Annotated in this window: 21 protein-coding genes and 1 tRNA gene; 14 read left to right on the top strand and 8 right to left on the bottom strand. The window is 63.0% G+C overall.

Annotated features, from left to right (window positions below; translation table 11 throughout):
• Positions 1-295 precede the first annotated feature (295 nt).
• The 5 genes from ACP8ML_RS11250 to ACP8ML_RS11270 are packed head-to-tail and all read right to left on the bottom strand — an operon-like array spanning position 296 to position 4,337.
• On the bottom strand, positions 296-1,255 hold the full coding sequence (locus tag ACP8ML_RS11250) for a transketolase family protein (protein WP_117189466.1): 960 nt from the start codon (positions 1,253-1,255) through the stop codon (positions 296-298).
• The gene (locus ACP8ML_RS11255; RefSeq protein ID WP_065673874.1) at positions 1,252-2,118 is read right to left on the bottom strand and encodes a transketolase; all 867 of its coding nucleotides are present in this window, start codon (positions 2,116-2,118) and stop codon (positions 1,252-1,254) included. The genes ACP8ML_RS11250 and ACP8ML_RS11255 overlap by 4 nt, the downstream gene beginning before the upstream one ends.
• A gap of 20 nt (positions 2,119-2,138) precedes the next feature.
• Positions 2,139-3,563, bottom strand: a complete 1,425-nt coding sequence (gene ulaA, locus ACP8ML_RS11260) for a PTS ascorbate transporter subunit IIC (protein WP_462553412.1) — start codon at positions 3,561-3,563, stop codon at positions 2,139-2,141.
• 19 nt (positions 3,564-3,582) lie between these two features.
• Positions 3,583-3,864, bottom strand: a complete 282-nt coding sequence (locus ACP8ML_RS11265; RefSeq protein WP_117189468.1) for a PTS sugar transporter subunit IIB — start codon at positions 3,862-3,864, stop codon at positions 3,583-3,585.
• A gap of 8 nt (positions 3,865-3,872) precedes the next feature.
• Positions 3,873-4,337 (bottom strand): PTS sugar transporter subunit IIA, encoded by a 465-nt coding sequence (locus ACP8ML_RS11270; protein WP_065673872.1) that lies wholly within the window; start codon positions 4,335-4,337, stop codon positions 3,873-3,875.
• Between the two features lie 121 nt (positions 4,338-4,458).
• Between ACP8ML_RS11270 and ACP8ML_RS11275 the strand changes: the two genes are divergently transcribed.
• The gene (locus ACP8ML_RS11275; RefSeq protein ID WP_065673871.1) at positions 4,459-5,202 is read left to right on the top strand and encodes a GntR family transcriptional regulator; all 744 of its coding nucleotides are present in this window, start codon (positions 4,459-4,461) and stop codon (positions 5,200-5,202) included.
• Positions 5,203-5,240: 38 nt separating this feature from the next.
• Here the strand turns inward: ACP8ML_RS11275 and ACP8ML_RS11280 are convergent, their stop codons facing one another.
• Entirely contained in the window at positions 5,241-5,585 is a 345-nt protein-coding gene (locus ACP8ML_RS11280) for an ArsR/SmtB family transcription factor (RefSeq protein ID WP_117189469.1), read from the bottom strand.
• Positions 5,586-5,680: 95 nt separating this feature from the next.
• Here ACP8ML_RS11280 and arsD point away from each other — a divergent pair, with 95 nt between their 5' ends.
• From arsD to ACP8ML_RS11320, 8 genes are all read left to right on the top strand, one after another.
• Positions 5,681-6,091 (top strand): arsenite efflux transporter metallochaperone ArsD, encoded by a 411-nt coding sequence (gene arsD, locus ACP8ML_RS11285; protein WP_486702936.1) that lies wholly within the window; start codon positions 5,681-5,683, stop codon positions 6,089-6,091.
• 26 nt (positions 6,092-6,117) lie between these two features.
• Positions 6,118-7,887 (top strand): arsenical pump-driving ATPase, encoded by a 1,770-nt coding sequence (arsA, locus tag ACP8ML_RS11290; RefSeq protein ID WP_284950607.1) that lies wholly within the window; start codon positions 6,118-6,120, stop codon positions 7,885-7,887.
• 185 nt (positions 7,888-8,072) lie between these two features.
• On the top strand, positions 8,073-8,627 hold the full coding sequence (locus ACP8ML_RS11295; protein WP_202711827.1) for a hypothetical protein: 555 nt from the start codon (positions 8,073-8,075) through the stop codon (positions 8,625-8,627).
• A 327-nt stretch (positions 8,628-8,954) separates the two neighbouring features.
• Complete coding sequence (locus ACP8ML_RS11300; protein WP_486702937.1) at positions 8,955-10,079, top strand: lysophospholipase; 1,125 nt, start codon at positions 8,955-8,957, stop codon at positions 10,077-10,079.
• A gap of 189 nt (positions 10,080-10,268) precedes the next feature.
• The gene (locus ACP8ML_RS11305; RefSeq protein WP_270236905.1) at positions 10,269-11,762 is read left to right on the top strand and encodes a polysaccharide deacetylase family protein; all 1,494 of its coding nucleotides are present in this window, start codon (positions 10,269-10,271) and stop codon (positions 11,760-11,762) included.
• Positions 11,759-12,625 carry a TIGR03943 family putative permease subunit gene (locus tag ACP8ML_RS11310; RefSeq protein ID WP_004809637.1) on the top strand — a complete coding sequence of 289 codons (867 nt, stop codon included), beginning with the start codon at positions 11,759-11,761 and terminating at the stop codon, positions 12,623-12,625. The genes ACP8ML_RS11305 and ACP8ML_RS11310 overlap by 4 nt, the downstream gene beginning before the upstream one ends.
• On the top strand, positions 12,622-13,554 hold the full coding sequence (locus tag ACP8ML_RS11315; RefSeq protein WP_098818988.1) for a permease: 933 nt from the start codon (positions 12,622-12,624) through the stop codon (positions 13,552-13,554). The genes ACP8ML_RS11310 and ACP8ML_RS11315 overlap by 4 nt, the downstream gene beginning before the upstream one ends.
• Before the next feature lie 155 nt (positions 13,555-13,709).
• Positions 13,710-15,269, top strand: coding sequence for a polysaccharide deacetylase family protein (locus ACP8ML_RS11320; RefSeq protein WP_429830913.1), 1,560 nt, complete (start codon positions 13,710-13,712; stop codon positions 15,267-15,269).
• A gap of 73 nt (positions 15,270-15,342) precedes the next feature.
• Here ACP8ML_RS11320 and murJ read toward each other — a convergent pair whose 3' ends face one another.
• The gene (murJ, locus tag ACP8ML_RS11325; protein ID WP_117189471.1) at positions 15,343-17,163 is read right to left on the bottom strand and encodes a murein biosynthesis integral membrane protein MurJ; all 1,821 of its coding nucleotides are present in this window, start codon (positions 17,161-17,163) and stop codon (positions 15,343-15,345) included.
• 7 nt (positions 17,164-17,170) lie between these two features.
• The gene (locus tag ACP8ML_RS11330; RefSeq protein WP_016666370.1) at positions 17,171-18,445 is read right to left on the bottom strand and encodes an aspartate kinase; all 1,275 of its coding nucleotides are present in this window, start codon (positions 18,443-18,445) and stop codon (positions 17,171-17,173) included.
• Between the two features lie 294 nt (positions 18,446-18,739).
• On the opposite strand from ACP8ML_RS11330, the gene ACP8ML_RS11335 reads away from it, so the two are divergent.
• From ACP8ML_RS11335 to ACP8ML_RS11355, 5 genes are all read left to right on the top strand, one after another.
• Positions 18,740-21,256, top strand: coding sequence for a transglycosylase domain-containing protein (locus ACP8ML_RS11335; protein WP_171048647.1), 2,517 nt, complete (start codon positions 18,740-18,742; stop codon positions 21,254-21,256).
• A 1-nt stretch (position 21,257) separates the two neighbouring features.
• The gene (locus ACP8ML_RS11340; RefSeq protein ID WP_171048648.1) at positions 21,258-22,160 is read left to right on the top strand and encodes a metallophosphoesterase; all 903 of its coding nucleotides are present in this window, start codon (positions 21,258-21,260) and stop codon (positions 22,158-22,160) included.
• 80 nt (positions 22,161-22,240) lie between these two features.
• Positions 22,241-22,314 (top strand) — tRNA-Pro (locus tag ACP8ML_RS11345).
• Positions 22,315-22,611: 297 nt separating this feature from the next.
• Complete coding sequence (locus ACP8ML_RS11350) at positions 22,612-23,307, top strand: hypothetical protein (RefSeq protein WP_138774617.1); 696 nt, start codon at positions 22,612-22,614, stop codon at positions 23,305-23,307.
• 100 nt (positions 23,308-23,407) lie between these two features.
• Positions 23,408-23,947 (top strand): type 1 glutamine amidotransferase domain-containing protein, encoded by a 540-nt coding sequence (locus ACP8ML_RS11355; RefSeq protein ID WP_117189474.1) that lies wholly within the window; start codon positions 23,408-23,410, stop codon positions 23,945-23,947.
• Positions 23,948-24,051: the final 104 nt, after the last annotated feature.

Consider the following 24,051-nt stretch of genomic DNA (forward strand, 5'->3'; position numbering starts at 1 on the left):
GGGCTCTTCGCAATCGAAGGTGCAATTGGGGTCTGAACCCGCCGGCTTCGAGAAGGGGCCGGACGACGTAGTGGGTGATAAGACCTTGACACCGGCGCGTGGGCACGTGAAATCCAGCACGAGCTGGAGGACGGGAAATGGCCGGAATCATGGCCACGAAGAGCCCCCCGAAGCCGTTTCGTCAGCAAGCCGTGATCTGTGAGCCCAGAGTAGATGGGGGGACGAGCGCCCACAACAGTGCTTCAACACCTCCGAAACCAACCCGGAAAGATGCTGAGGCGCTCCTCCCCCGCCCTTATCGCGATTTCCGGCGCCGAACGACCGCAGACGCCGCTGCCACGATGGAGTCGGCCTCCAAGCCGTATTGCTCCATGAGATACCGGGTGGCACCCACCTGCCCGAACTCCTCCCTGACGCCCACACGCCACAGCGGCGCCGGCAGCTGTTCCGCTAACAGTTCCGACACGGCGGACCCCAGGCCGTTGACCACATTGTGGTTCTCACACGTGACCACGCATCCGGTCTTGGCCACGCTGCCGAGGATGACGTCGGCGTCGAGCGGCTTGATCCGGAAGACGTCCACCACCTCCGCCTGGATCCCCTGGGCGGCCAACTGCTCAGCCGCCACCAGGGCTTCCGGCACTTCAATACCGCAGGCCAGCAGCGTGACGTCCGAGCCCTCGCGGAGCACGTGCGCCCCGGAGGCACCAAAATCCATACCGTCCTCGTAGACGTCAGCGGCAGGTTTCTTGCGCTGCGTCCGAATGTAGGTCAGGCCCTTGCGGTCGTAGGCCTGACGCAACACGTACCCCAACTGCACCGGGGAGCAGACGTCGTAGACGTGAATGCCCGGGATGACTCGGACGATTCCCATGTCCTCGAAGGTCATGTGAGTGCCGCCGTTGTGCTCCGCGGTGACGCCAGCATCGGAGCCGACCAGGCAAGCCGACAGCTTCGCGTAGGCCAAGGACACGAAGATCTGGTCCATGGCGCGACGCGTCAGGAATTGCCCGAACGAGTGCACAAATGCGTACCCTCCAACGACGTTGAGACCCGCTGCGGTACCGATCATGTGCGCTTCCATGATGCCGACGTCGAGGTAATGCCCGCCCATGATCGGCTTGAGCCCGAGGGTGCTCATGGAGCTGGACAGATCCGCCTCTAACGCGAAGACCTCATTGGGGTGCTCGTGGTAGAGCTCCTCGACAGTGGCGGCGTAAGCCTTCCGCATCTCCAAACCAGCAAGCGACGTCATCGATCGGTCCCTTCTTCCACGGCCACCACGTCAAGATTGAGTTCCGCCTCCAGCAGGGAGATCGCCTGAGCGATCGCTTCCTTGCCAGCACCGTCCAACCGGAGGTGGTGGTTGTCCTTCGCGTTAGCGACGAAATCCACCCCGGCGCCCTTGATCGTGTCGAGCACCAAGCACGTGGGCCGCTTCGCTTCGCGCGCCCGGTCAAGAGCCGCAGCGATAGCCATGACGTCCTGCCCCGGGACGAGCTCGGCAGCAAGCCCGAAAGCCTCAAACTTGGCCACCAGATCGAAGGTCTGGCAGATGTCGGCCGTCGGGCCGTCCAACTGACGCTTGTTGTCGTCGACCAAGAGGACGAAGTTGGTCAGCTGCTGATGCGCGATGAACTGGGTCGCCTCCCAGCACTGTCCCTCATTGAGTTCGCCGTCACCGACCAGGCAATACACCTGATTCGACTTGCCAGCGACACGCAGCCCGTAGGCCATCCCGGCAGCAGCGGAGATTCCCTGCCCCATGGACCCCGTGGTCATTTCGACGCCCTCCACCTTGTTGCGGTCGGCGTGCGAGGGCAACTTAGTCCCGTTCGCGTTCAACGTCTCGAGACGCTCGGCCGGGAAGAACCCGACAGCGGCCAGCGTCGCGTAGAGAGCAGGGGCCGCATGGCCCTTGGACAGGACGAAGTAGTCCCGGTCTTCCCAATCGGGATGTGCCGGATCGACCTTCATGGCGTGCCCGTACAGGGCCGCCAGAGCCTCCACAATCGACAAACTGCCGCCAAAGTGGCCATACCCCGCGTGAAGCAACTCCATCAGGGTCAGACGTCTGATCGTTTGTGCTAGTCGTTTCAGATCCCGTTCCTGAGCCATGCGACTCCCCTCTCACTGGATTAGTGCGCGCCGACGCTGGTGGCGCCAGTCGATCCGGACCCGGTGGGCGCACCCTCCGCGACCGCCTTCTTCGCGCGGCGGCTGAGGACCACCGACCCAGCCACGATGACGGCGTACATCACGACGAGGCCGATGATCACACCCACCTGGCCCAGGCGGCCGAGCAGGCCGTAGTAGATACCCATCGTTATGAAGTCGAAGTCGGAGAACGTCGTGTCAGCGAAGCCGAGCGAGCCGAGCACCGGCATCAGAGCAATCGGCAGGAAGCTGATCGCGATGCCTTGCACGAAGGCGCCGAGCACCGCACCCTTCCAACCACCACGCGAGTTACCGAAGACACCGGCGGTGGCACCACAGAAGAAGTGCGGCACCACGCCGGGCAGCACGATCGGGAGCTTGGTGAGCGCCATGATCGGCATGGAGACGAGGCCGCCGACGAAGCTCGTCAGAAAGCCGATCAGCACCGCGTTCGGAGCGAACGGGAAGACGATCGGGCAATCCAAAGCGGGGATCGCGTTGGGGACCAAGCGCTCCGAGATGCCCTTGAAAGCCGGGACGATCTCGGCAAGGATCAGGCGGACGCCGGCGAGGATGATGAAGACACCAGCGGCGAAGGTGCCGCCGAGGGTGATCGCGTAGATGATGTAGTTACCCGCGTCTGGGTACTTGCTGGCCACGAAATGCGGGCCGGCGAACAGGGCGACGATCACGTAGAGCACGATCATCGTCAGAGCGATCGCGACAGTGGAGTCGCGCAGGAATGCCATGCCCTTGGGGAACTTGATCTCCTCGGTGGAGGTGGGCTTCTTGTCACCCTTGCGACCCACCAGGTGACCGATGGCACCGGCCAGCCAGTAACCGCCGCCACCAAAGTGGCCCAGGCCGACATCGTCGCTACCGGTCATGGTTCGCATGAAGGGCTGCAGAATCCACGGAGACAGCGACATGATGGCGCCGAGCGCCAAGGCTCCGACGAGAATCTGCCAGAAGCTGTGGAAGCCAGCGACGGCCATAATGACCGCGAACATGCAAGCCATGTACAACGTGTGGTGGCCGGTCAGGAAGATGTGCTTGAACCGCGTGAAACGCGCGATCAAGATGTTGACGACCATGCCGAGCAGCATGATCCACGCCGTGGCAACGCCGTACTGCTTCAACGCAACAGCGACGATGGCCTCGTTGTTCGGGACGATGCCGCGCACGCCGAAGGCCTGCTGGAACATCGCGCCAAACGGAGCGAGCGCCTGTTGGACAACGCCGGCACCGGCAGTCAGAACCAAGAAGCCGACGAACGTCTTGACGGTGCCCTTGATGGTGTCACCAGCAGACTTGTGCTGCAGCACGAGGCCCAGCAAGGCAATCAGCGCAACTAGGAGCGCAGGCGTAGCTGCAATCGACTGCAGCAGATCCAAAACGGACTTCATGATGGTTGCCTCCGTTTTCCTAGATCAGACCCAGCTCGCGGCAGGTCACTGTGACCTTCTCGCGCAGCTCGTCCATGTCGATGATCGAGTTGAGGACGACGGTCTTCGTGTCGTAGTGCACTCCCTCGGCGACGTCGCGCGCGAGGAAGAAAACATCGGCATCGTTCGAGCTGGCAGACGAGATGTCAGAGTGTTGGACCTCGATGCCGGAGACCCCCAGCTCCTTGAGGATCTTTTCAATATTCATCTGGACCATGAAGCTGGAACCCAGCCCCGATCCACATACGGCCATGAACTTCATCTGGGCTCCTAGGACTTGTTTGTCTCGCCGAAGATGGCGAGTACTTCTTCGGGGTGCTGCGCGGCCTTGAGGGCCTCGACCGCAGCGTTGTCGGTCAGGACCGTGGCAAGTCCCTGGAGCACCTGCAGGTGCGACGAGGAATCCGTTGCGGCCAACATGATGAACAGATCGATCGGGTGCTCCTCATCGTCAAGCAGCAGGACTGGTGTCCGAGTGCGCAAGAACGACAGGGCAATGCGATTGACCCCGGCTTCGGGACGGGCATGCGGCACCGCAATGCCCTTACCGAAATCGAAGTACGGCCCCATCTTGCGGGCCGTCTCGACAACCGCGTCGACATAGCCGGACTCAACCGAGCCATCGGCGATCAACGGAGCTGCGACCCGTGCTACGGCCTCAGTCCACTGCAGAGGTTCAGCGGTGAATTGAATGCGTTCAGGGGTTAGCCCCGTGGCTTCATTGCCGGTAGTCATACATCCTCACATTCATCATGTTGTTATGACCTATTTTCAGCATACTATGCCTGCGTCCCCCTGGGGTGGGTAGCCCCCACGTCACGGGTCTAGCCTGAAGCAGGCACGAGGAGGCGAACGCATGACTGCTGGGACGATCAAGCATGTAGCCGTCCACGATCTGCTCGCTCAACAGATCGAGCGCATGTCCCCCGGCGACCGGCTGCCAACCGAGGCGCAATTGTGCAAACAACTCAACGTGAGCCGAATCACCGTCCGGCGAGCCATGGCCGACTTGGAGCAGGAAGGCCTCATCGTCCGCGAACAGGGCCGGGGCACCTTCGCCTCCCGCCCCGCGTTACCCCAAGTCTTTCGCGAGACATTGTCGGAGCATGTGACCGGGTTTCATAGACAGCAGACCGAACTCGGCCATTCGGTGACTTCCACAGTGGTGAGCAATGAAGTGGTCTTTGACATCCGTAAGGCTGAACTCCTCAGACTCGCACCAAGCCAGCCCTTGGTTCGCCTCGAACGCCTGCGCTACGTCAACCAGCAACTGCATCAACATGTGGTCACATGGCTCGACGCCGTCACGTTCGGGGATGTGGCCCAGCACGATTTCACCGACGCGAGCCTGTTCGACTACCTGCGCTCCGCCCATGACATCCTGCTGACTCGAAACGACCTTACGATTCGAATCGTGCAGGCGAGCGACGAGACAGCCAACCTCCTGAACGTGCCGAACGGCACGTGTCTGCTGGGCATGGATTCAACAGTGTTTGCCGGAGACAGGCTTGTCGCCTACGGCATCACGACGCACGCGCCTGGCTTCGGTGAGATCGAGATCAGCTTGCAAGCGAACCCAAGCGTTTCCGAACGAGATTAGCCAAGGCCAGCGTGACTCGCGCCTAGCCGGGAGCCGAATCAGGGAAGATCAGCCAGAAAGGCACGAAAGGCGTGCAACCCCTCTGGCCGCACCGTGAAATGAGCCCAGCGTCCCCGCATTTCCTTGTCGACGAGACCTGCTTCCACGAGTTTCTTGAGGTGGTGGGACAGCGTCGGCTGACTCACCCCGAACAGGCCATCGAGATGGCAGGCGCACACACTGGCGCCACTGTTCGCCGCGATGTGATGGAAGACGCGCAACCGCACCGGATCCGACAACGCCTTTGCAACGACGGAGAGCTCCTCGGCACGCGAAACCGGCAGAGGTGACGAGTCGGGCTCACACACATCGTCGGCCGACACAACTGGAAGCGTCGTCTTCATGCCGATAATCCTACCGTCGCCATATTGACGCCCATCAATACGGCCTCCTACTATTAACGTATAGACGCTCATCAATGTGATCGCAGGAGGTCCAGATGTCCACCATCCGTGTCTACGAGCCCGCACTGTGTTGCAACACCGGGGTATGCGGCGCCGATGTCGACCAGGAACTCGTGACCTTCACCGCCGATGTCAACGCCCTCCAGGCGCAGGGAATCGACGTGCAGCGAGCCAACCTCGCCACCGACCCAACTCGGTTCACTGAGAACCCAGTCGTCGTCACTTTCCTCCAGACCGCAGGTTCCGAGGCCCTTCCCCTCACCCTCGTCGACGACGTCACTGTCCTCACCGGTCGTCACCCCAGCCGCGACGAGATGCTGCGCTGGGCCGGCCACACTGACACCTCGCCACATGTCGAGCTTCCCGTCATTGAGGACTGCTGCTCCGATCACGGCGCATCCACGTCCTGCTGCGGGGACTCCCAGCGGTCCTCCGGTTGCTGCTGACCGCACCAGAACGTCAGGAGGTCACGATGGTCCAGTTCCTCGACGATGCCCCTCGTCACATCTTCTTCACCGGGAAGGGCGGGGTGGGAAAGACGAGCGTCGCGTGTGCCACCGCGGTCGAACTGACACGCCGCGGCAAACGAGTCCTCCTCGTCAGCACCGACCCTGCCAGCAATGTCGGTCACGTCTTTGGCCAGACGATCGGCAACCGCATCACCCCGATCGACACCGTCCCCGGACTCGACGCCCTCGAGATTGATCCGGAGCAAGCGGCCGAGGCCTACCGCAATCGGATCATTGACCCGGTGCGCGCCATCCTTCCCCCCAGCGAGATCGCCACGATCACCGAACAGCTCTCCGGGTCATGCACTGTCGAGATCGCGTCGTTTAACGAGTTCACCAACCTGCTGGCTGATCCGTCTCGTACCGCCGGCTACGACCACGTCATCTTCGACACCGCACCCACCGGCCACACCATCCGCCTCCTCCAGCTACCCGGCGACTGGACCGCCTACCTCGATGCCGGCAAGGGCGATGCCTCCTGCCTGGGCCCGATGTCTGGTCTGGACAAGAGCAAAAACACCTACCGAGCTGCAGTCGAGGCCCTCACGGACCCCGATGTCACCCGACTCGTTCTCGTAGCACGGGCCCAGCCGTCGAGCCTGCACGAAGTGAACCGCACTCTCACAGAGCTCACCGAGACCGGCATCCACGCTTCTCACCTCGTCATCAACGGCCTTCTCCCCCATGCCGACGACGCCGATCCCCTCCACCGCGCCATTGAGGAACGCGAACACGCGGCCCTGGAGGCCATGCCAGCCGACCTCGCTGCCCTTCGACGCGACGACATACCCCTCAAGGCGACGACCATGATCGGCGTCGATGCCCTGTCCCACATGTTTGCCGGGGACGAGGCAGATCACCGTGACGATGACGTCATCGTCGACCTGCCCGAACAGCCAAGTCTCAACCAACTTATCGACGATCTCGCCAGCCAGGATCACGGCCTCGTCATGACGATGGGCAAGGGCGGTGTCGGAAAGACGACAATCGCTGCCGCCATCGCGACGGAACTGGCTCGCCGCGGGAAGAAGGTGCTTCTCACGACGAGTGATCCGGCAACTCACCTTGCCGCGACACTGGATGGAGAGGGGGCTGGCTTGACGGTTGACTCCATTGACCCCGAAAGGGCCACGCAGGCCTATCGCGAGCGCGTCATGACGGCCCGAGGAAGCGGTCTTGACGAGGCGGGCCGGGCCGCGCTTGCCGAGGACCTACGCAGCCCCTGTACCGAGGAAATAGCGGTGTTCCAGGAGTTCAGCCACGCCGTCAACACGGCTCGTCATCAGTTCGTCATCATGGACACCGCCCCAACCGGCCACACCCTTCTCCTCATGGACGCCACCGGCTCGTACCACCGGGATGTCCTGCGTCACATGGATGCCACGCAACGTCTCCATGCGACGACCCCGCTCATGCGTCTGCAGGATCCCGAGCACACCAAGATCATCATCGTCACCCTGCCCGACACCACGCCGGTCCTCGAGGCGACGGCACTCGTGACGGACCTTGCCCGCGCCGACATCCACCCTTGGGCGTGGGTCATCAACAACTCGCTGGCAGCCTCCCACCCCACGAGCGCCCTCCTGGGACGTCGAGCCCGAGACGAAGTGGCCCAGATTGAGAACGTGACCGCACAGGCCGCCCGCTGGGCTGTCGTACCAGCCCTCGCCAGCGAACCCATTGGCCAGGCACACCTTGCGGCTCTCGTTTCAGGGTCGGAGGATCCTTCCTGACGGCCACTTGTCCAGGCTCTCCACCCATCTCGATGCCCATTCGTTTCCCCTCCTCAGACGAAAGTGCAACAACCTCGCCGCGCAGTGGACCGACTGGGGCGTGACTTCTTACCCTTTTTGGTGTCAGCCGGACTCAGCCGGCACGTGCACCCCACCAGGTGCCGACCAACGCAAGGAGGACACCCATGATCAAGAATCGCCTCGTCGCCGCTAGCGCAGCTGCCGCCCTCGCCACCGGAACCGCTCTCATGGCCGTCCCGGCCCACGCGGCCGACGCCACCCCCGCCCCGACCCCTGCTCCGTCCGCCCCCGCCATCGACACCTCGAAGCTGCCGATCCAGATCGACTTCGACTGCCTCAAGAACAACGCCCACGAGCGCCACCAGACCGAGATCAAGATCGCCAAGATCCTCATCGAGAATGGCACCGCCAAGACCAAGGCCGTGGCCGTCGACTCCGCCAAGGAGATCGTCAGCACCGTTCTGAAGAACCCGGCCCTGCTGACCGACAAGACCGCCCTTGTCAAGAAGGTCGTCAAGATCGTTGCTGACAATGCGCGCAAGGCCTTCGGCGACACCTCCGACCTTGGTGATCTGAAGCCGCTGGCTCAGGAGATCGTCGCCAACCTCAAGAAGGCCAAGGTCTGCTTCACCATCAACCTGCCCGGCAAGACCAAGCACGTCGGCCACCTCGGTGACATCCAGACCGCTGCCTGGGTTCCCGCCAACCAGGTGCGCTGAATCCAAACTGTGAATAACTTGAGCCAGGCAACCGTGTGACTCATGTCGCCTGGCGTAGATGGGGTTGCAGGATGATCCTGCAACCCCATCTGGTCACATCATCACCCGTTGCCATCAACAATTTCGTCACCACGATCCACCATCCCTGCCCACCAAGAGCTCAACCGTCCAGCGTCCGCACGGTTGTGCATGAGCCACGTTCACCTCGCGGCTATCTGACCAACTCCAGACGTGCACACGTTCACAAGCCTGACGAATCAACCTGCACTCCCCTAGTCTTACGCCATAAGCAGCGCCGCTAGCACTTCACAGCAAAGGAGCTTGGACATGACCTTCACAAAGAAAATGAGCGCAATGGCCATCGCCGGCACGATGGCCATCACCGGAATCTCCATGGCCGCCTCTCCCGCTTTTGCTTCCGGTAACGCCCCGGCACCGGCCGCCGCAGTCTCCGCCCAGCCCAAGGTGATCACCGGATACGTCACCAGCACCGACCACTGGGGCACCAAGCTCTTCTTCCGAAAGAACATCGTCCCGAACGCCAAGGGAGCCGTCGTCATCGTCCATGGCGCCGCTGAGCACTCTGGCCGTTACGACTACCTGGCCAAGCGCCTCAATGACGCCGGCTACTCGACCTACCGCTTCGACCACCGCGGACACGGACGCAGCGCTCGTCCCTACGTAGACAACACCATCCCGCGCGGCAACATCGACGACTGGCACAACCTCGTCAATGACGTCCACCAGTTCGTCAACACTGCCCACCAGGAGAACCAGGGCAAGAAGGTCTTCCTCTTCGGCCACTCGATGGGTGGTTTCGCCGTTCAGTCCTACGGCGCCAAGTACCCGGGCACCGTTGACGGCATCGTGAGCAACGGTGGCGGCATCGCCGTCAACCCGTGGGGTGAGGACACCGAGAAGCCCGAGATCATCACGGCTCACGACCTCACCGAGGCCGAGAAGAACGCCGACCCAACCCTCAGCCAGAAGCTGCCCATGGACAAGATCACCAGCTTCAACGACGTCCTGCTGACCCAGGCCGTGCGCAATCCGAAGGCGATCCACCTGCCCTCCACGACCGCTGAGGCCTTCGTGCAGTTCAAGAACCCGCTGTCGGGCGGTGTCTGCACCGATCCTGCCGTCGTCGAGGACTACAAGAAGGATCCGTACAACAACAAGTACATGAGCCTCGGCATGGTCAAGCAGATGGGCGTGGCCCAGACCTACAACGCCTTCAACGCTCCGTCCTTCACCGAGCCGACCCTCATCATGCACGGCGCAAACGACGGCATCGTCCCAGCCTTCTTCGACACCAACTGGTACAACGCCATTGGATCCACCGACAAGAAGGTCATCCAGTGGAAGGGCCTGATGCACGAGACCATCAACGAGCCGGTCAAGGATCAGGTCATCGACACGGCCATCAACTGGATTGCCGCCCACAACAAGTGACCTTCATCCTGTGATTTCCTGACAGCGGTTGGGGCCGGAACAAGACCGACCCAACCGCTGTCTCCGTGCAGCCCGTATGTTAGTGACGGATCACCCTCACAGTGGCGTCACAGCGCAGTCTGACCCTTTTCCCCGCGACACGGCAAGCCCATTTTCGGGGACCCGAACATACGCTGTAAGGTCTCCCTCATGTTGCTGAAGCCTTCCCTTACTCAGAGAGTCGCTGCCGTCGCACTCACGGCATGCCTGACCCTGAGTGCCTGCTCCTCGAACGATGGGCCCAAGGACTCTGCCCAGTCAGGAGGATCCCCGAGCTCCGGCTCGGTCGACGCCACCTTGACGAAGATCCCCGCAGCGCGTGCCGGCGCAACTGACATCACCTTCAAGGCCGCCCCGGAGAAGGTCAGGGCCACCTACCCCCGCTTCGCTAAGGCACGGAACCTCAGCATGGCGGTCGAGGTCATCAAGGGCCGTATGCTGCGCGATTCCTGGCAGCAGGACGCCTCCGACGTCAACGTCACCTCCCAGGTCATCGCCTCCAGCGACGCCGTTCTCGGGGTTCTGGTGACCAACACGACCACCGTCAAGGGGAAGAAGCAGACGATCCCGGCGACCGTCTGGTACTCCACGGCGGCGAAGCAGTCGTACTCCTCCCCAGCCCTCGTCAAGGCGAACCAGTGGGCCAACCTGACGACGGCCCTGCAGAATGCTGGCAAGGACAAGTCCCTCGACGGCGGCAAGATCGCCGCGGCCGCCAAGGCCAAGTCCGCCCCGTACGGCAACGGCCCCGCCCTCGGCTTCGACCATGACGGTGACCTCCTGGCCACCTTCGCCTCGGGCGTCCTCAGCGACCATCCCATCACCCTCGCCGTACCGTCTGACAAGGCCAGAGGAATGCTCAGCAGCTTCGGTACCCAGGCCCAAAAGGCATCGACGAATCCCGGCAAGTTCACTGGGACGACGTCGCAGCCAGTCGACGAGTCCCTCAAGTCCACCGACACCTCGACTCGCCCCTCTACGGCCGTCGGCCCAGATTGTCGGGTACTGCACTGCGTCGCCGTCACCTACGACGACGGCCCCAGCGCGATGACCCCGGAGCTCCTCGACACCATCAAGAAGTTCAAGCTCTCGATCACCTTCTTCCAGATGGGCAACAGCATCAAGGCCCTCCCGGAAACTGCACAAAAGGTGGCCGCCGCTGGCATGGAGATCGGCAACCACACAGTGACCCACCCGAACCTTCCGGTGAAGACCCCGGACCGTATTCGTCGCGAGTTAGAGCACAACTCCCGGCTCATCAAGGAGTTCACGGGTGCCACCCCACTGCTCTTCCGTCCGCCTTACGGCGCCCACAACGACACCGTTGACGAGGTCGCCAAGGAGAACGGCATGGCGATCATGCAGTGGCAGATCGACAGCGAGGACTGGAAGAACCGTAACCCTGGCATGACGTACAAGAATGTCATGACGGCTCTGCCCTACACCGCACCCATCGTCCTCGAGCACGACATCCAGAAGGCATCGATTGACGCCGCCCCGCGGATCTACAAGGATCTGGAGGCCAAGGGCAAGACGATCGTCAGCGTCAGCGAGATCTCCCTCAATACCGGCGGCTACCAGGCTGGCCATGCCTACTGCAACGGCACGGTCAAGGAACAGAGCGGCTACAACTGCAAGGGATGAGAATCCAACCGGGAGCGCGCACGGCTTGGGAGGGCCTCGCCCTGCTGGCCTGTGCCGCGCTCGGATTCCAGCTGCTCATCAGTGGCCGGGTGCACCTCTTCGTGGGCACCATCATCACCACGTTGCTGTGGATCGCATGCCCCATCCTGACGATCATGGGTTTGTGGACCCTCGTCCGGGCAGTGCGCCACCCGAACACTGCCGGGCACCACAGAAATCGGATCGGCATGCTCATCGTCGCCCCCGTCGCGCTGGGGATGTTCGTCCCGCTGCAGCCGCTGTCCTTGCTGGGGGCCGCCAGTTACCGTCCGGCAGTCCGCAGTGCCAGCCCATCCCCGGACCAAGATTTCTCGGACTCGTGGAACGACGGACCGCCCAAGGCACCCAAGTCGGTGTCCCCGGTGGCCATCGATCCCAAGACCGGAAAAACCGTCGGCGGATACGACAACGGCGGCGACAACATCGGCTCGGACCGTAACGGCCCGATGGGCCCACCGCCACAGCATTGGCCTGCTCTCAAGGGCAATCCGGCCGAGCTCACCATCTATGACTACGTGCAACGAGCTGACGATTCTCGCGGCATCGCCACTCTCAAGGGCCGCAAGCTGACGATGATCGGCTTCGTCAGCGCCGCACCTGAGGACCCCGACCACGCCTGGGTCCTCGCCCGGCTCAAGATGTGGTGCTGCGTCGCCGACGCCCTGCCCTTCATGACGACGATGGTCGATGCCCCGTCGCGTCCTGCCGGCGGCTCGTGGATCCGCGTCACCGGCACCTATCTGCCCAGTTCTGCCAACGGTGACACCCGTTTCAAGGTGGATCGCTTCGAGAAGATCCCCGTCCCGGAGAACCCCTACATATGAGCGAGCTGCCACCCCAGGCCAATGCCTGGCTCGTCATCTTCGTCGGCATCTGGCTGCAGGCGCTGCCCTTCCTGCTGCTCGGGACGGTCATCTCGTCGACGCTGACGGCCTTCCTCAAACCACACACCCTGGCCCGTTTCCTGCCACGCCGCACCGCCATGGCCGTTCCGGTCGCTGGTCTCGCCGGTATTGCTCTTCCTGCCTGTGAGTGCGCTTCCGTACCCATGACCAGGTCCCTGGTGAGGGCAGGGGTCCCGACCGCCGCCGCGCTGACCTTCATGGTGGCCTCCCCCGCCATCAACCCAGTCGTCATCACCGCAACCGCGATTGCCTACACCGTCACCCCCAAGATGGCCCTGGCCCGGTTCATGGCCGGGCTGCTCGCTGCCGTCCTCATCGGCCTGGGATGGATCTGGTTGGGACGTCCACTACGCGGAGTCGACGACGGGTCAGCAGGATCAGCTGTGGAGGAAGCCTCCTGCGGAATCCATGGCCATGCCCCGGGACGTCGCACACTGTCGACGATGGCCGAGACCTTCCGCAGCGAGTTGGCCCATGACTTCATCCAGTCGTGCGGATTCCTCGTCATCGGCGCCGCCATCGCCGCCACCGTCAAGGTCTTCGTCCCAACTGCCTGGATGCAGGCCCTGACGAGCAATGTCCTGCTCGAGGCTGCTGTGCTGAGCCTGTTGGCCGTCATCGTCGCACTGTGTTCGGAGGCCGACGCCTTCATGGCCGTCTCCCTGACGAGCTTCTCCCCCACCGCTCAGCTAGCCTTCCTGGCCATCGGGCCGGTCGTCGACGTCAAACTCATGGCGATGGAGGGTGGAGCCTTCGGAGCCGGGTTCCTGAGGCGGTTCGTCCCCCTCGCAGCGTGCTGCTGCTTCCTCTCGGCTCTCCTCATCGGCACAGTGCTTTTCCCCTCCTGAGGGCCTTGCGCTGATGCTCACCGCAGCCTCTTCCGAACGGGACACTGTGCACAAGGAGGCGAGATCAGCTGAGAATCCAAAGAACTCACCTAGAATGTCAGGCACGCCCGGCGTTGTGTTTCTTTCCCGCATGAAGTCCGCCCTAATCTAAGAGCGTGAGTGCCTCCCCGCGCCGCTCGATTCGAGCCCTGGCCATCGCCTTGGTGGCCCTGTTCCCTCTTGGAGCCTGCTCTCACAATGACGACGCGCCCGGCGCCGCCCCTTCGGACATTCGTTCCAACCTGAAGTCCACCTCGGTCGCCACCGGAAACGTGTCCGGGGCGTCCATGACGGCGACGTCCTTGGAAAAACCGTCCGAGATCTCCGTCAAGGTGCCAACCATCACCAAGGCACGCAATCTCAGCCAGGCCATCGAGGTCGTCCGTGAGCGCACCCTGCGCGGAGCCGCGTGGCAGTCGGCGTCCAAGGTGACCATGACGGGCCACTTCATCTCGTCGACGACTGATCTGCTCGGAGTGGAACTCCAAGCTGAGATCACCAAGGACAACAAGACCTCCAAGGCAACGACGACCCTGTGGTACGACGCCACGATGAAGCAGACCTTGTCTGCCAGCGCCCTCATCTCCTGGCCCGATTGGCCAAAGTTCAGCCAGCAGGTCGTCAAGGTAGCCAAGGCTGACGGGCTCGACGCGAAGAAGGCAGAGGCCGCCCTTCAGCAGCCGCAGGCTCCCTACGGGACTGGGCCTGCCCTGTCCTTCGACAGCAGGGGGGACATGCTCGTCCGCTTCCCCGCCGGAGCCCTTGACGCAGTGCAGCGCACCGTCATGATCAACTCCAAGACGATCTCCCCGATGCTCAGCGGGCTCGGCCAGAAGGCGTTGGGAGCATCCCTGCACCCGACCCCCTTCACCGGCACGGCGTCCGCGGACGCGACCTGGTTCGCCAAGCTCAAGACCAGCCCGAAGCCGGCTGATTCCCCCAACACCAAACCCCTTCCGGGCGGCCCGGGCACCAAGTCGACCGGTAAGCCCACGCATCCTTCGACGGCGATCGGCGTCGACTGCATCGTCGAGAAGTGCGTCGCACTGACCTACGACGACGGCCCCGCCGACACCACGGGCAAGGTCGCGAACAGCTTGTCGTCAGCGAAGGCGACAGCCACCTTCTTCCAACTGGGAACCAACGTCGACGCGCACCCGGACACCACCAAGCTCCTTGCCGGTTCAGGTTTTGAGGTCGGCAGCCACTCGACGAGCAACCAGACCCTGACGAAGCTCGGTCCCAAGGGAAGAGCCTCCGAGATCACTGACGCGGCAACCGTCCTCAGCAAGTTCACCGGTCGTCCGACGATGCTCTTCCGTCCTCCGTACGGCGCGCACAACGAGCGGGTCGATGCGACCATGGCCGAGCAGAACCTCGCAATGGTCAACTGGACGGCGGACTCCAACGACTGGAAGGACCGCGACGCGGCCAGGATCATCAAGACCGTGACCGAATATGCGACCGCGTACACCCAGCCGATCATCGTGCTTCACGACACGTATTCCTCGACGGCTGACGCCACCAGCGGCCTCATCGACGCCCTGCGCAAGAAGGGCATGACCCTCGTCACCGTCTCCGAGCTGACGGTCAACACCGGTGGCCTGGAGGGCGGCAAGACCTACTGCCGAGGCACTGCCGTCAACCAGAGCGGTTTCGGCTGCGCAGCTTCTTGAGGCACAAACCACCATCAACCGCTAGTTGAGGCCACGAATCGTCTTCGGATTCCCTCGCACCCCTCTGATTCGCTCAGGCCTTGCGGAGAACCTTGTGCACGATAGGCCTGAGCAGGTCTATGACCTCGTCAATGTGCAGCACCTTTGCCATCCCGAGAACGATGGCGACGAAGAGCACCCCACCAACGAAAGTTCCACCGGCATGGCCAACCCAGGCGCCGTGTCCGGCAGCGTCGATGCCATGGGCGACGAAGTAGGTCGGGATGGCGGCAACGATGGAGGCCAGGGACAGCCTGAACCACAGCCGGTGGACCTCTCCCATGCCAATCCCGCCAAGTTGACGAGAGGCGACGACGATCCACGCCGTCGCTCCCACGAGGTTGGCAATGGTCTGGGCCGCTGCCACGACGAGCAGGGCTCCCTGCGGCGGGAAGATGAACATCGTCACCAGGATGACGAGCTGGGTGACGGTGGTGACTGTCTGCATGATGAGGTTGAGCTTGCCGTCCTCACGGGCGAAGCAGTAGCGCTGCTGCAGGGTCGTGATGCCAAAGGGCAGCAGACCAATACCCATGATCGCCACGGCCCAGGCGAGCGCATCGATCTGGCTGGGTTCCAGGGAGAAGACCGTCTGGATGCCGGGGCGAGCCAGCACGACCATCGCCAGGGAACACGGAATGATCGCCAGGGCCGGCATCTCCAATCCCTGTCGCAGCAGCTTCTTCATAGCGGTGTCATTGCCGTCGGCATTGGCTCGGCTCATCCGCGGGAACAGAGCCGTGAGAATCGACGTCGTGATGAAGCTCTGCGGCAGCATGAAGATGAGGAAGGCGTTGTCGTAGGCACTGATCGACGACGACACCTCGGGGTGCACCAAGCGCACATGGGACAGCATCTTCTTCATGATGATGCCGGCGAGCTGGGCGATCACCAGTGCTGTGAAGGTCCACACTGTGATACGAGCGGCCGCTCCCAGCCCGTAGCCACGAACACCCCAGCGAGGCCGCCAGCGGAAACCACCGCGGTGCAACGGGATGATAAGGAACAACCCTTGAATGACGATGCCCAGGGTCGTCGTACCAGCCAGCACCCAGACCATCTCCGACGTCCAGGTGGTCGGATCCGGGTGAGCACCAAACTGCACCAAGAACCACACCAGACCAGCGATCTGCACCACATTCGCCAGCACCGGGCTCCACATGAACGCGGCGAACTGGTTACGCGCGTTGAGGACCTGCCCGAGGATCGCGTAAAGGCCGTAGAAAAAGATCTGCGGCATACAGATGAAACCGAAGAAGACCGTCAGGTGACGGGTCGCCCCGCTGGAGGAGAAGTAGAGATCCAGCAGCCACGGCGAGGCCACAGTTGCCAACACCGTGACGACGAGGACCGACGCGAATGACACCGTCAGCAATCGGTCGACGAACTCCTGGCCACCGTCAGGCTGCTTCATCGCCTTGGTGATCTGCGGAATGAGGATGGCGTTGAGAACTCCTGCGCTGAGCAGGATGAACACCACATTCGGCAGTGTGTTGGCGGCCTGGAAGGCGTCAAGAGCCAGTGAGGTACCAGCGGCGATGACGGTGAGCAGGTAAGTACGCACGAATCCGAGGACTCGCGAGACCATCGTTCCGGCCGCCATCACCATGCTGGCGCGACGCAGCGACCCCTCGGCGGGGGCATTGCCGGTGGCAGGTCGAACCTGGGCGTCGATCCGAGGAATGGCCCGAGTGCGATCGACGTCCTCATCGGCGTCCAGATGGGTCAGCGCGCGGGTCGAGACATCGGCACCGAAGGTGACGGCGTCGATGTCGAGACTGTCGTAGACGTCGACCGGCGGGGCTGCCTCCGGAAGGTGGAGGAGATCGTAAACGTCGTCGTGGGGTTGGGGCATCGTCGCCTCAGCGGCCGGTTCCGGCGTAGACGACGGCTTCACCCTCAGCGTCCAGTCCGAAAGCAGTGTGGGCGACACGAACGGCCTCGTCGACCTGATCGGCATCGACGACCACCGAGATCCGAATTTCGGAGGTCGAGATCATCTGCAGGTTGATACCGGAGTCGGCCAGGGCACGGAAGAAGGTCGAGGTGACGCCGGGGTGGGACCTCATACCCACGCCGACCACGGACACCTTGCCGATCTGGTCGTTGTAGAGAATCTGCTCGTACCCGATCTCATCCTTGGCAGCCGTCAGCGCATGGACGGCGGTCGGGCCATCGCTCATCGGCAGGGTGAAGGACAGGTCGGTGCGACCGTTCATCACTCGCGAGGCGTTCTGGACGATCATGTCGATGTTGATGTCGGCGCGCGCGACGATGTCAAAGATCTGGGCAGCCCGCCCCACCGCGTCGGGGATCCCGGCGACGGTGATCTTGGCCTCCGAGCGGTCGTGGGCCACACCCGAGATGATGGCCTCTTCCATGTCAGATCCCTTCGTGATGTCGGCAAGGTCCTTGACCCAGGTGCCGGGTTTGTCGGAGAACGAGGAGCGCACGTGAACCGGCACGTCCTCACGGCGGGCGTACTCGACGCAACGCAGGTGAAGAATCTTCGCGCCACAGGCGGCCATCTCGAGCATCTCCTCGTAGGAGATCTCGGGGATGCGACGAGCCCCCGTGATGATGCGCGGGTCGGCGGTGAACACTCCGTCGACGTCGGAGTAGATCTCGCAGAAATCGGCACCCAGCGAGCTCGCGAGCGCGACCGCGGTGGTGTCGGAGGCTCCACGCCCGAGGGTGGTGACGTCCTTCGTCGTCTGCGAAACACCCTGGAATCCCGCGACGATGACGACGTCACCAGCTTCCAAGGACTTCTCGATGCGTCCAGGAGTGATGTCGATGATGCGGGCATTGCCATGGGCAGCAGTCGTGATAACACCAGCCTGGGAGCCGGTGTACGAGCGGGCCGGGATGCCCAGGTCGGACAGGGCCATGGCCAGCAACGCAGCGGACTGACGCTCACCGGTCGTCAGGAGCATGTCGAGCTCTCGCGGAGCCGGCTGGGGGGAAACCTCAAGGGCCAGATCCATGAGATCGTCAGTGGTGTCACCCATGGCGGAGATGACGACGACGACGTCATTACCAGCCTGTTTGGTTGCGGCAACCCGACGCGCCACGCGCTTGATCGATGCGGCGTCGGCCACCGAGGACCCACCGAATTTCTGGACGACTCGCGTCATCAACCCTCCTGCCAGGCTCGGCAGACCAAAGTCTAACCGGCCTCAGATAGCGACCCCTCCGTGGTCAGGACGGGAGCGCCCCGGCCTGCTGCTGGACCACCGTGACGCGACCGGGACCGTCAGGCGCGACTGCCACGATAGTAGGAGCAAGGGGTAAACCAGCGAAGGACCGGCCTGTGGAGCGGCATCGAGGCGGCATCTCATCCCAAGCCCCCTCCAATGCAGTCCGCAACGTCACAATTCACAGCCTCACCACATCGTCAACACCACCGCCACGGCCTGTGCCGCTCGGGTATGTCCGGACCCTCACGTATCCTTGGGACCATGCGCTCAGACAGGCACGGCAAGCTCTACCCCTTGGCCATGTTCGGAATCGTCAGCATCCTGGCCGGATTGCTGGTAGCCGGATTCGTCGTGCCCGTCGCTGCTCTGACCGGTGGCACCGCGACGATGGTGGCTGACAGCATGGATGACCTGCCTGCGGAATTGATGAGTACCCCGCAGGCCCAGAAGTCCCACATCCTCATGGCAGATGGGTCGGTACTGGCCACCTTCTACGACGAGAACCGCGAGTACGTCCCGTTGTCGAAGATCTCCAAGGAGATGCAGACCGCCCAGGTGGCCATTGAGGACAACCGCTTCTTCTCCCATGGCGCGATCGATCTCAAGGGCACCGCGCGAGCCCTGGTGGGCAATGTCGCCGGATCAGCTCGTCAGGGCGGTTCGACCCTGACCCAGCAGTACGTCAAGCAGATCCGCATCGAGGCCGCCGTCGCAGCTGGCAACGAGGCGGGCGCGCAAGCTGCCCAGGAGCCGACGATCACCCGAAAGGTACAGGAACTGCGCTACGCGGTGGCGATGGAGAAGAAGCTCTCCAAGAAGCAAATCCTGGAGCGGTACCTCAACATCGCCTATTACGGTGACGGCGCATACGGCGTCGAGTCCGCGGCCCGTCACTACTTCGGGACGACGGCCGCCAACCTCGACCTCGCACAGTCGGCGATGCTCGCCGGCCTGGTGCAGAACCCAGTCGCCTATGACCCGGTGAACCATCCTGAGGCCGCCATGAACCGCCGGAACATCGTGCTTGGCCGGATGGCTCAGCTCAAGCTCATCAGCGCTGACGAGGCCCGGAAGGCGGAGGCGGTCGTCTTCGACAAGTCGAAGGTCGTCTACCCGAAGAATGGCTGCATCTCCTCGAAGTACCCGTTCATCTGCGACTACGCCTACCGGAGCCTGCTCCAAATGCCGAGCCTGGGCAAGAACCCGTCCGAACGGGCCAAGATGGTCAAGCGTGGCGGACTGACGATTCAGACGAATATCGACCCAAAGGTCCAAGACGCTGCTCAGAAGGCTGTTTCCGACGTCGTCGGCCCGAAGGATCCAGTTCTCGCCGGAACCGCGATCGTCCAACCTGGCACCGGCTTGCTCCTGGCGATGGCGCAGTCGCGTCCTGTCATGGGCGACAAGTCCGGCCAGACCTATTACAACTACATGGCTCCCGCCTCGATGGGTGGTGCCACTGGTTTCCAGGCAGGTTCGATCTTCAAGGCCTTCACGACAGCCGCAGCCCTCGAGAAGGGCATTGCCATCAACAAGCACTACACCGCGTCGTCCCCCATGGACTTCACGGGAGAGAGGTTCACCAACTGCAAGGGCGCCTTCAAGTCAGGCCCTTTCCGGGTACGCAACTCCACCGGTCACTCGTGGAACATCGGTCTGCGTGAGGCCGCGGCATGGTCGGTGAACACCTACTTCGTCCAGCTGGAGCAGGACGTCGGCATGTGTGAGGTCACCAAGATGACCCAGAACGCAGGAGTCAAGCTCTCCAGCGGCAAGGACATCGTGACCGCCTTCCAGCACGTTCCGTCGTTCACCCTCGGTACTGCGTACGTCTCCCCGCTGTCGATGGCCTCGGCCTACGCAACCTTCGCGTCTCGAGGTGTCCGGTGCGATCCGATCATCCTCAAATCGATCAAGAACCGTAACGGCTCTGCCATCAAGGTGCCGACCGGCAACTGCAAGCGGGTCATGCCGCAAAAGGTCGCCGACGGCGTCAACTCAGTGCTGTCCGGGGTGATGGACGCCACCGGCATGCCTGCCACCATTCCCGGGGGCTACCCGCAGGCCGGTAAGACCGGTACGACTGACGCCCACGAGGCTGCTTGGTTCGACGGTTACACCCCACAGGCCGCTGGTGTGGCGATGATCGCCGCTGACGGCAGCAACCCCTACTTCCGAGGCGACAAGTCTCGTTCCATCAAGGGAATCCGGACCTCCACCGGGGTGTACCTCAATGGTTCCGGTGGTAGCGACGCCGGCAAGATCTATCGCGCCGCTATGGCAGGCGCCCTCAAGGACAAGCCTCCGACGGACTTCGTCTCACCGACGGACGAGATCCGTTATGGCAAGCTCATCCAGATCCCGAACACCGACGGCATGACCTATTCCCAGGCCAAGGCTGCCATCCGCAAGGCTGGGTTCCGGACCAAGATGTGGCGTGTCTGGGACGACTCGGAGCCGGGGACCTATCTCGGCTCGGATCCTGAGGGCAAGGCCCATTCCGGAGAAGCCGTCGCGCTGAAGGTGTCGAAGGGTCCCGAGCCCGCACCTGAGCCGACTTACACTCAACCGGAACCACCACGACGCCAGCCGGACAACCCGCGCACCAGCGAGCCTGGGAATCAGCAGAACCCGCCGAGCGAACACAACCGATCCGGTGGCAACACCGAGGGAAACAACGGCCAAAGACAGGGCCGAGGAAATGGCGGCGGCCAGCAGAACCCGCCGGCCACGACGAGGCATCGCTGACATGAAGGCGTTCATGAAGGCGGCCGCCGGGTTGGTTGGAGTCGGCGTCGCCGGCCTGGCCTATGGGGTCGTGGAGGCCCATCGGTTCGTGGTGCGCCGTGTCGAGGTGCCGGTGCTGGAGCCCGGCAGTTCACCGCTTCGGGTGCTGCACATCTCGGACTTCCACATGCTGGCTCGCCAGAAGGCCAAGCGAGAGTTCATCCGTGGGTTGGTCGACCTCGAGCCGGACCTCGTCATCGACACCGGGGACAACTTTTGCTCGGCTGACTCCCTGCAGCCCCTCCTTGACGACATGGCAGGACTCTTGAAGCGTCCGGGAGCCTTCGTCTTCGGGTCGAACGACTACCTGGTGCCGGCTTTCAAGAACCCGTTCTCGTATCTACTGCGGGGCCGTTCGCGCGCGTCGGAGGAGCCGATACCGGAGCTCCCCCACGAGGAGTTGCGCCAAGCGTTCACCGCGGCGGGGTGGTTGGACCTCAACGACAAGTCAGGGACGTTGGAGGTGGCTGGCCAGCAAGTGGCGTTCCGCGGTACTGACGACGCCCACCACGAGCGCGACCATTACGAGAAGGTCGCAGGGCCTGACAATGGAGACGCAGACCTCAACATCGGCGTCACCCATGCGCCCTACCGCAAGATCCTTGACGCCATGGTCGGGGACGAGATGGACATCATCTTCGCGGGCCACACCCATGGCGGACAGGTGTGTCTGCCCGTCAAGGGAGCCATCATCACCAACTGTGATCTCGACACCGACCGCGTCAAGGGGCTCTCACAGCACAGCAGCGGTGGGCGCACCGGATGGCTTCATGTCTCGGCCGGATTAGGGTCCTCTCCTTTCGCCCCGTACCGGACATTCTGCCGGCCGGAAGTGACGCTGTTGACGCTTGTTCCCCGGTCATGACGGGGGTCGGCTTGGCGCTTTCAATCAAGCTGCGTTAGAGTATTCGTCGGTCCTCCTGTTGAGGAGGCTGACCGTGGTCGCGGGGTGTGGCGCAGCTTGGTAGCGCGCTTCGTTCGGGACGAAGAGGTCGCAGGTTCAAATCCTGTCACCCCGACTCACATGTGCAGTGGCCCTCTTCGGTCACTGCACAGATGCCCTCCCATGTGATGCTCCACCTGGCGCTGACACCGTGCGATGGTGTCCGCGCAGTCCACGTGATTCACGAGACACCCACGCGAACTGGCCGACCACGAACTATAGTTGCCCGCGTGGCCTGTGGTGACGGGTCGCGCCTGACACAAACACACGCCTGCCGCAAGGAGAAGACTCCAATGACACCCCCCCCCCGAACCAGCAGGTCAGCCGACGCAGCATAGCCAAGGGCTTGGCGTGGGCCGTCCCGGCGGTATCCGTGGCATCCACCCTCCCCGCATTCGCAAGCAGCCCTGACCCGAACTGCTCCAAGGTCGGTATCAAGGTCAACTGGGCGCAGATGCGTGACGATCTTCGCGCCCTCGGTCAGGGGAGCACGAAGACAAACCTCGTCCTCGACGGCACGCCGGTCTACTACGACCTGACGACCGGCGTCACGACCCTCTCCCAGCCGACGAGCGGCCCGTGGATGTCAGCGACACTCCAACCGACCACGTACTACGTCCCCGAGAACGAGACAGGTTTCATCAACAGCAGCACGGGCCTCACGATCCAGTTCAGCAGCTCGATCTCCGAGGACAGCGCCCGGTGCAAGGCAACGCCGAGTGCGGTGGACGACGAGAGTGCGTACATGCGGTACACGTTCACCTTCAGCGAGCCGATGGACAGCGTGACGGTGCCCGTGTACAACGTCTCGCACAGCGAGGACATGATCATCCGCACGATGACTGGCTCCGCCACCTACACCTCGCACAACTCCGGGACAACGACGACCCAACTCGACTCGAAGGCCGTCGAGATCTACGGGAACGGCAAACCCGATGCCCGGAACGCCGATGTCACCCTCACCGACACCACGGGGTTCACGTTGGCGTATGGCTGGAAGGACTGCAAGTCCAAGGGCGCACACGCCTCCTTCATCACGCCTCTCGTGGTCACGAACACCTGCTCGTGACGCCGATGCGGTGACGGCTTGACGTCCTGCGGCGCATGCGGCGGAATACCAACCCATCGGTCGTGCGTTCCACCACTCGTACGCAACAAGGAGGAGCACCATGACCACACATGCACTCATCGCCGTCACCGACTTCGGCGTCGAAGAGGCCGAGATCGTCGAGCCCATCAACGCCCTCAAGAAGGCTGGTATCGAGGTGACCGTCGCCTCCAACAGCGGTGACGCCATCCAGACCGTCACCGGCGACAAGGATTGGGCGTCCAAAGTTGACGCCGACTCCAAGCTGGCTGACGTCAAGGCGGCCGACTACGACCTGCTCGTCATCCCTGGTGGCACCGTCAATGCGGACACCCTGCGTGTCGACGAGGACGGACGTCGTCTGGTCAAGGAGTTCTCGTCGGCCGGCAAGCCGGTCGGAGCGATCTGCCACGGCCCGTGGGTGCTCATTGACGCCGACGTGACCAAGGGCAAGAAGATGACCTCCTACATCTCCATCCGTCCGGATCTTGAGAACGCCGGGGCCAACTGGGTGGACGAGGAGCTCGTCCGCTGCCCGGGCAACGACTGGGTGCTCATCACCTCGCGCAACCCCAACGATCTCCCGGTCTTCACCAAGGCGCTGGTCGACGAGGTCGCCTGATCCTCACACCAGCTTCGTAGTAGGGGCCCTCACCCTCGGGTGGGGGCCCTTACTACGTTTCCCACGTCCATTCTGGCGGCACGGCGAGGGAGGAAGCCGCGTCA

The organism is Cutibacterium sp. LaCa_255, assembly GCF_057458005.1.

Coding starts and splice junctions, on each gene's coding strand:
- ulaA (WP_462553412.1), bottom strand. CDS start 3,563: ATGAAGTCCGTTTTGGATCTGCTGCAGTCGATTGCAGCTACGCCTGCG.
- ACP8ML_RS11315 (WP_098818988.1), top strand. CDS start 12,622: ATGAGCGAGCTGCCACCCCAGGCCAATGCCTGGCTCGTCATCTTCGTC.
- ACP8ML_RS11270 (WP_065673872.1), bottom strand. CDS start 4,337: ATGACTACCGGCAATGAAGCCACGGGGCTAACCCCTGAACGCATTCAA.
- ACP8ML_RS11335 (WP_171048647.1), top strand. CDS start 18,740: ATGTCCGGACCCTCACGTATCCTTGGGACCATGCGCTCAGACAGGCAC.
- ACP8ML_RS11300 (WP_486702937.1), top strand. CDS start 8,955: ATGACCTTCACAAAGAAAATGAGCGCAATGGCCATCGCCGGCACGATG.
- ACP8ML_RS11265 (WP_117189468.1), bottom strand. CDS start 3,864: ATGAAGTTCATGGCCGTATGTGGATCGGGGCTGGGTTCCAGCTTCATG.
- ACP8ML_RS11330 (WP_016666370.1), bottom strand. CDS start 18,445: ATGACGCGAGTCGTCCAGAAATTCGGTGGGTCCTCGGTGGCCGACGCC.
- ACP8ML_RS11310 (WP_004809637.1), top strand. CDS start 11,759: ATGAGAATCCAACCGGGAGCGCGCACGGCTTGGGAGGGCCTCGCCCTG.
- ACP8ML_RS11340 (WP_171048648.1), top strand. CDS start 21,258: ATGAAGGCGTTCATGAAGGCGGCCGCCGGGTTGGTTGGAGTCGGCGTC.
- ACP8ML_RS11250 (WP_117189466.1), bottom strand. CDS start 1,255: ATGACGTCGCTTGCTGGTTTGGAGATGCGGAAGGCTTACGCCGCCACT.
- ACP8ML_RS11255 (WP_065673874.1), bottom strand. CDS start 2,118: ATGGCTCAGGAACGGGATCTGAAACGACTAGCACAAACGATCAGACGT.
- ACP8ML_RS11280 (WP_117189469.1), bottom strand. CDS start 5,585: ATGAAGACGACGCTTCCAGTTGTGTCGGCCGACGATGTGTGTGAGCCC.
- arsD (WP_486702936.1), top strand. CDS start 5,681: ATGTCCACCATCCGTGTCTACGAGCCCGCACTGTGTTGCAACACCGGG.
- murJ (WP_117189471.1), bottom strand. CDS start 17,163: ATGCCCCAACCCCACGACGACGTTTACGATCTCCTCCACCTTCCGGAG.
- ACP8ML_RS11275 (WP_065673871.1), top strand. CDS start 4,459: ATGACTGCTGGGACGATCAAGCATGTAGCCGTCCACGATCTGCTCGCT.
- ACP8ML_RS11295 (WP_202711827.1), top strand. CDS start 8,073: ATGATCAAGAATCGCCTCGTCGCCGCTAGCGCAGCTGCCGCCCTCGCC.
- arsA (WP_284950607.1), top strand. CDS start 6,118: ATGGTCCAGTTCCTCGACGATGCCCCTCGTCACATCTTCTTCACCGGG.
- ACP8ML_RS11355 (WP_117189474.1), top strand. CDS start 23,408: ATGACCACACATGCACTCATCGCCGTCACCGACTTCGGCGTCGAAGAG.
- ACP8ML_RS11305 (WP_270236905.1), top strand. CDS start 10,269: ATGTTGCTGAAGCCTTCCCTTACTCAGAGAGTCGCTGCCGTCGCACTC.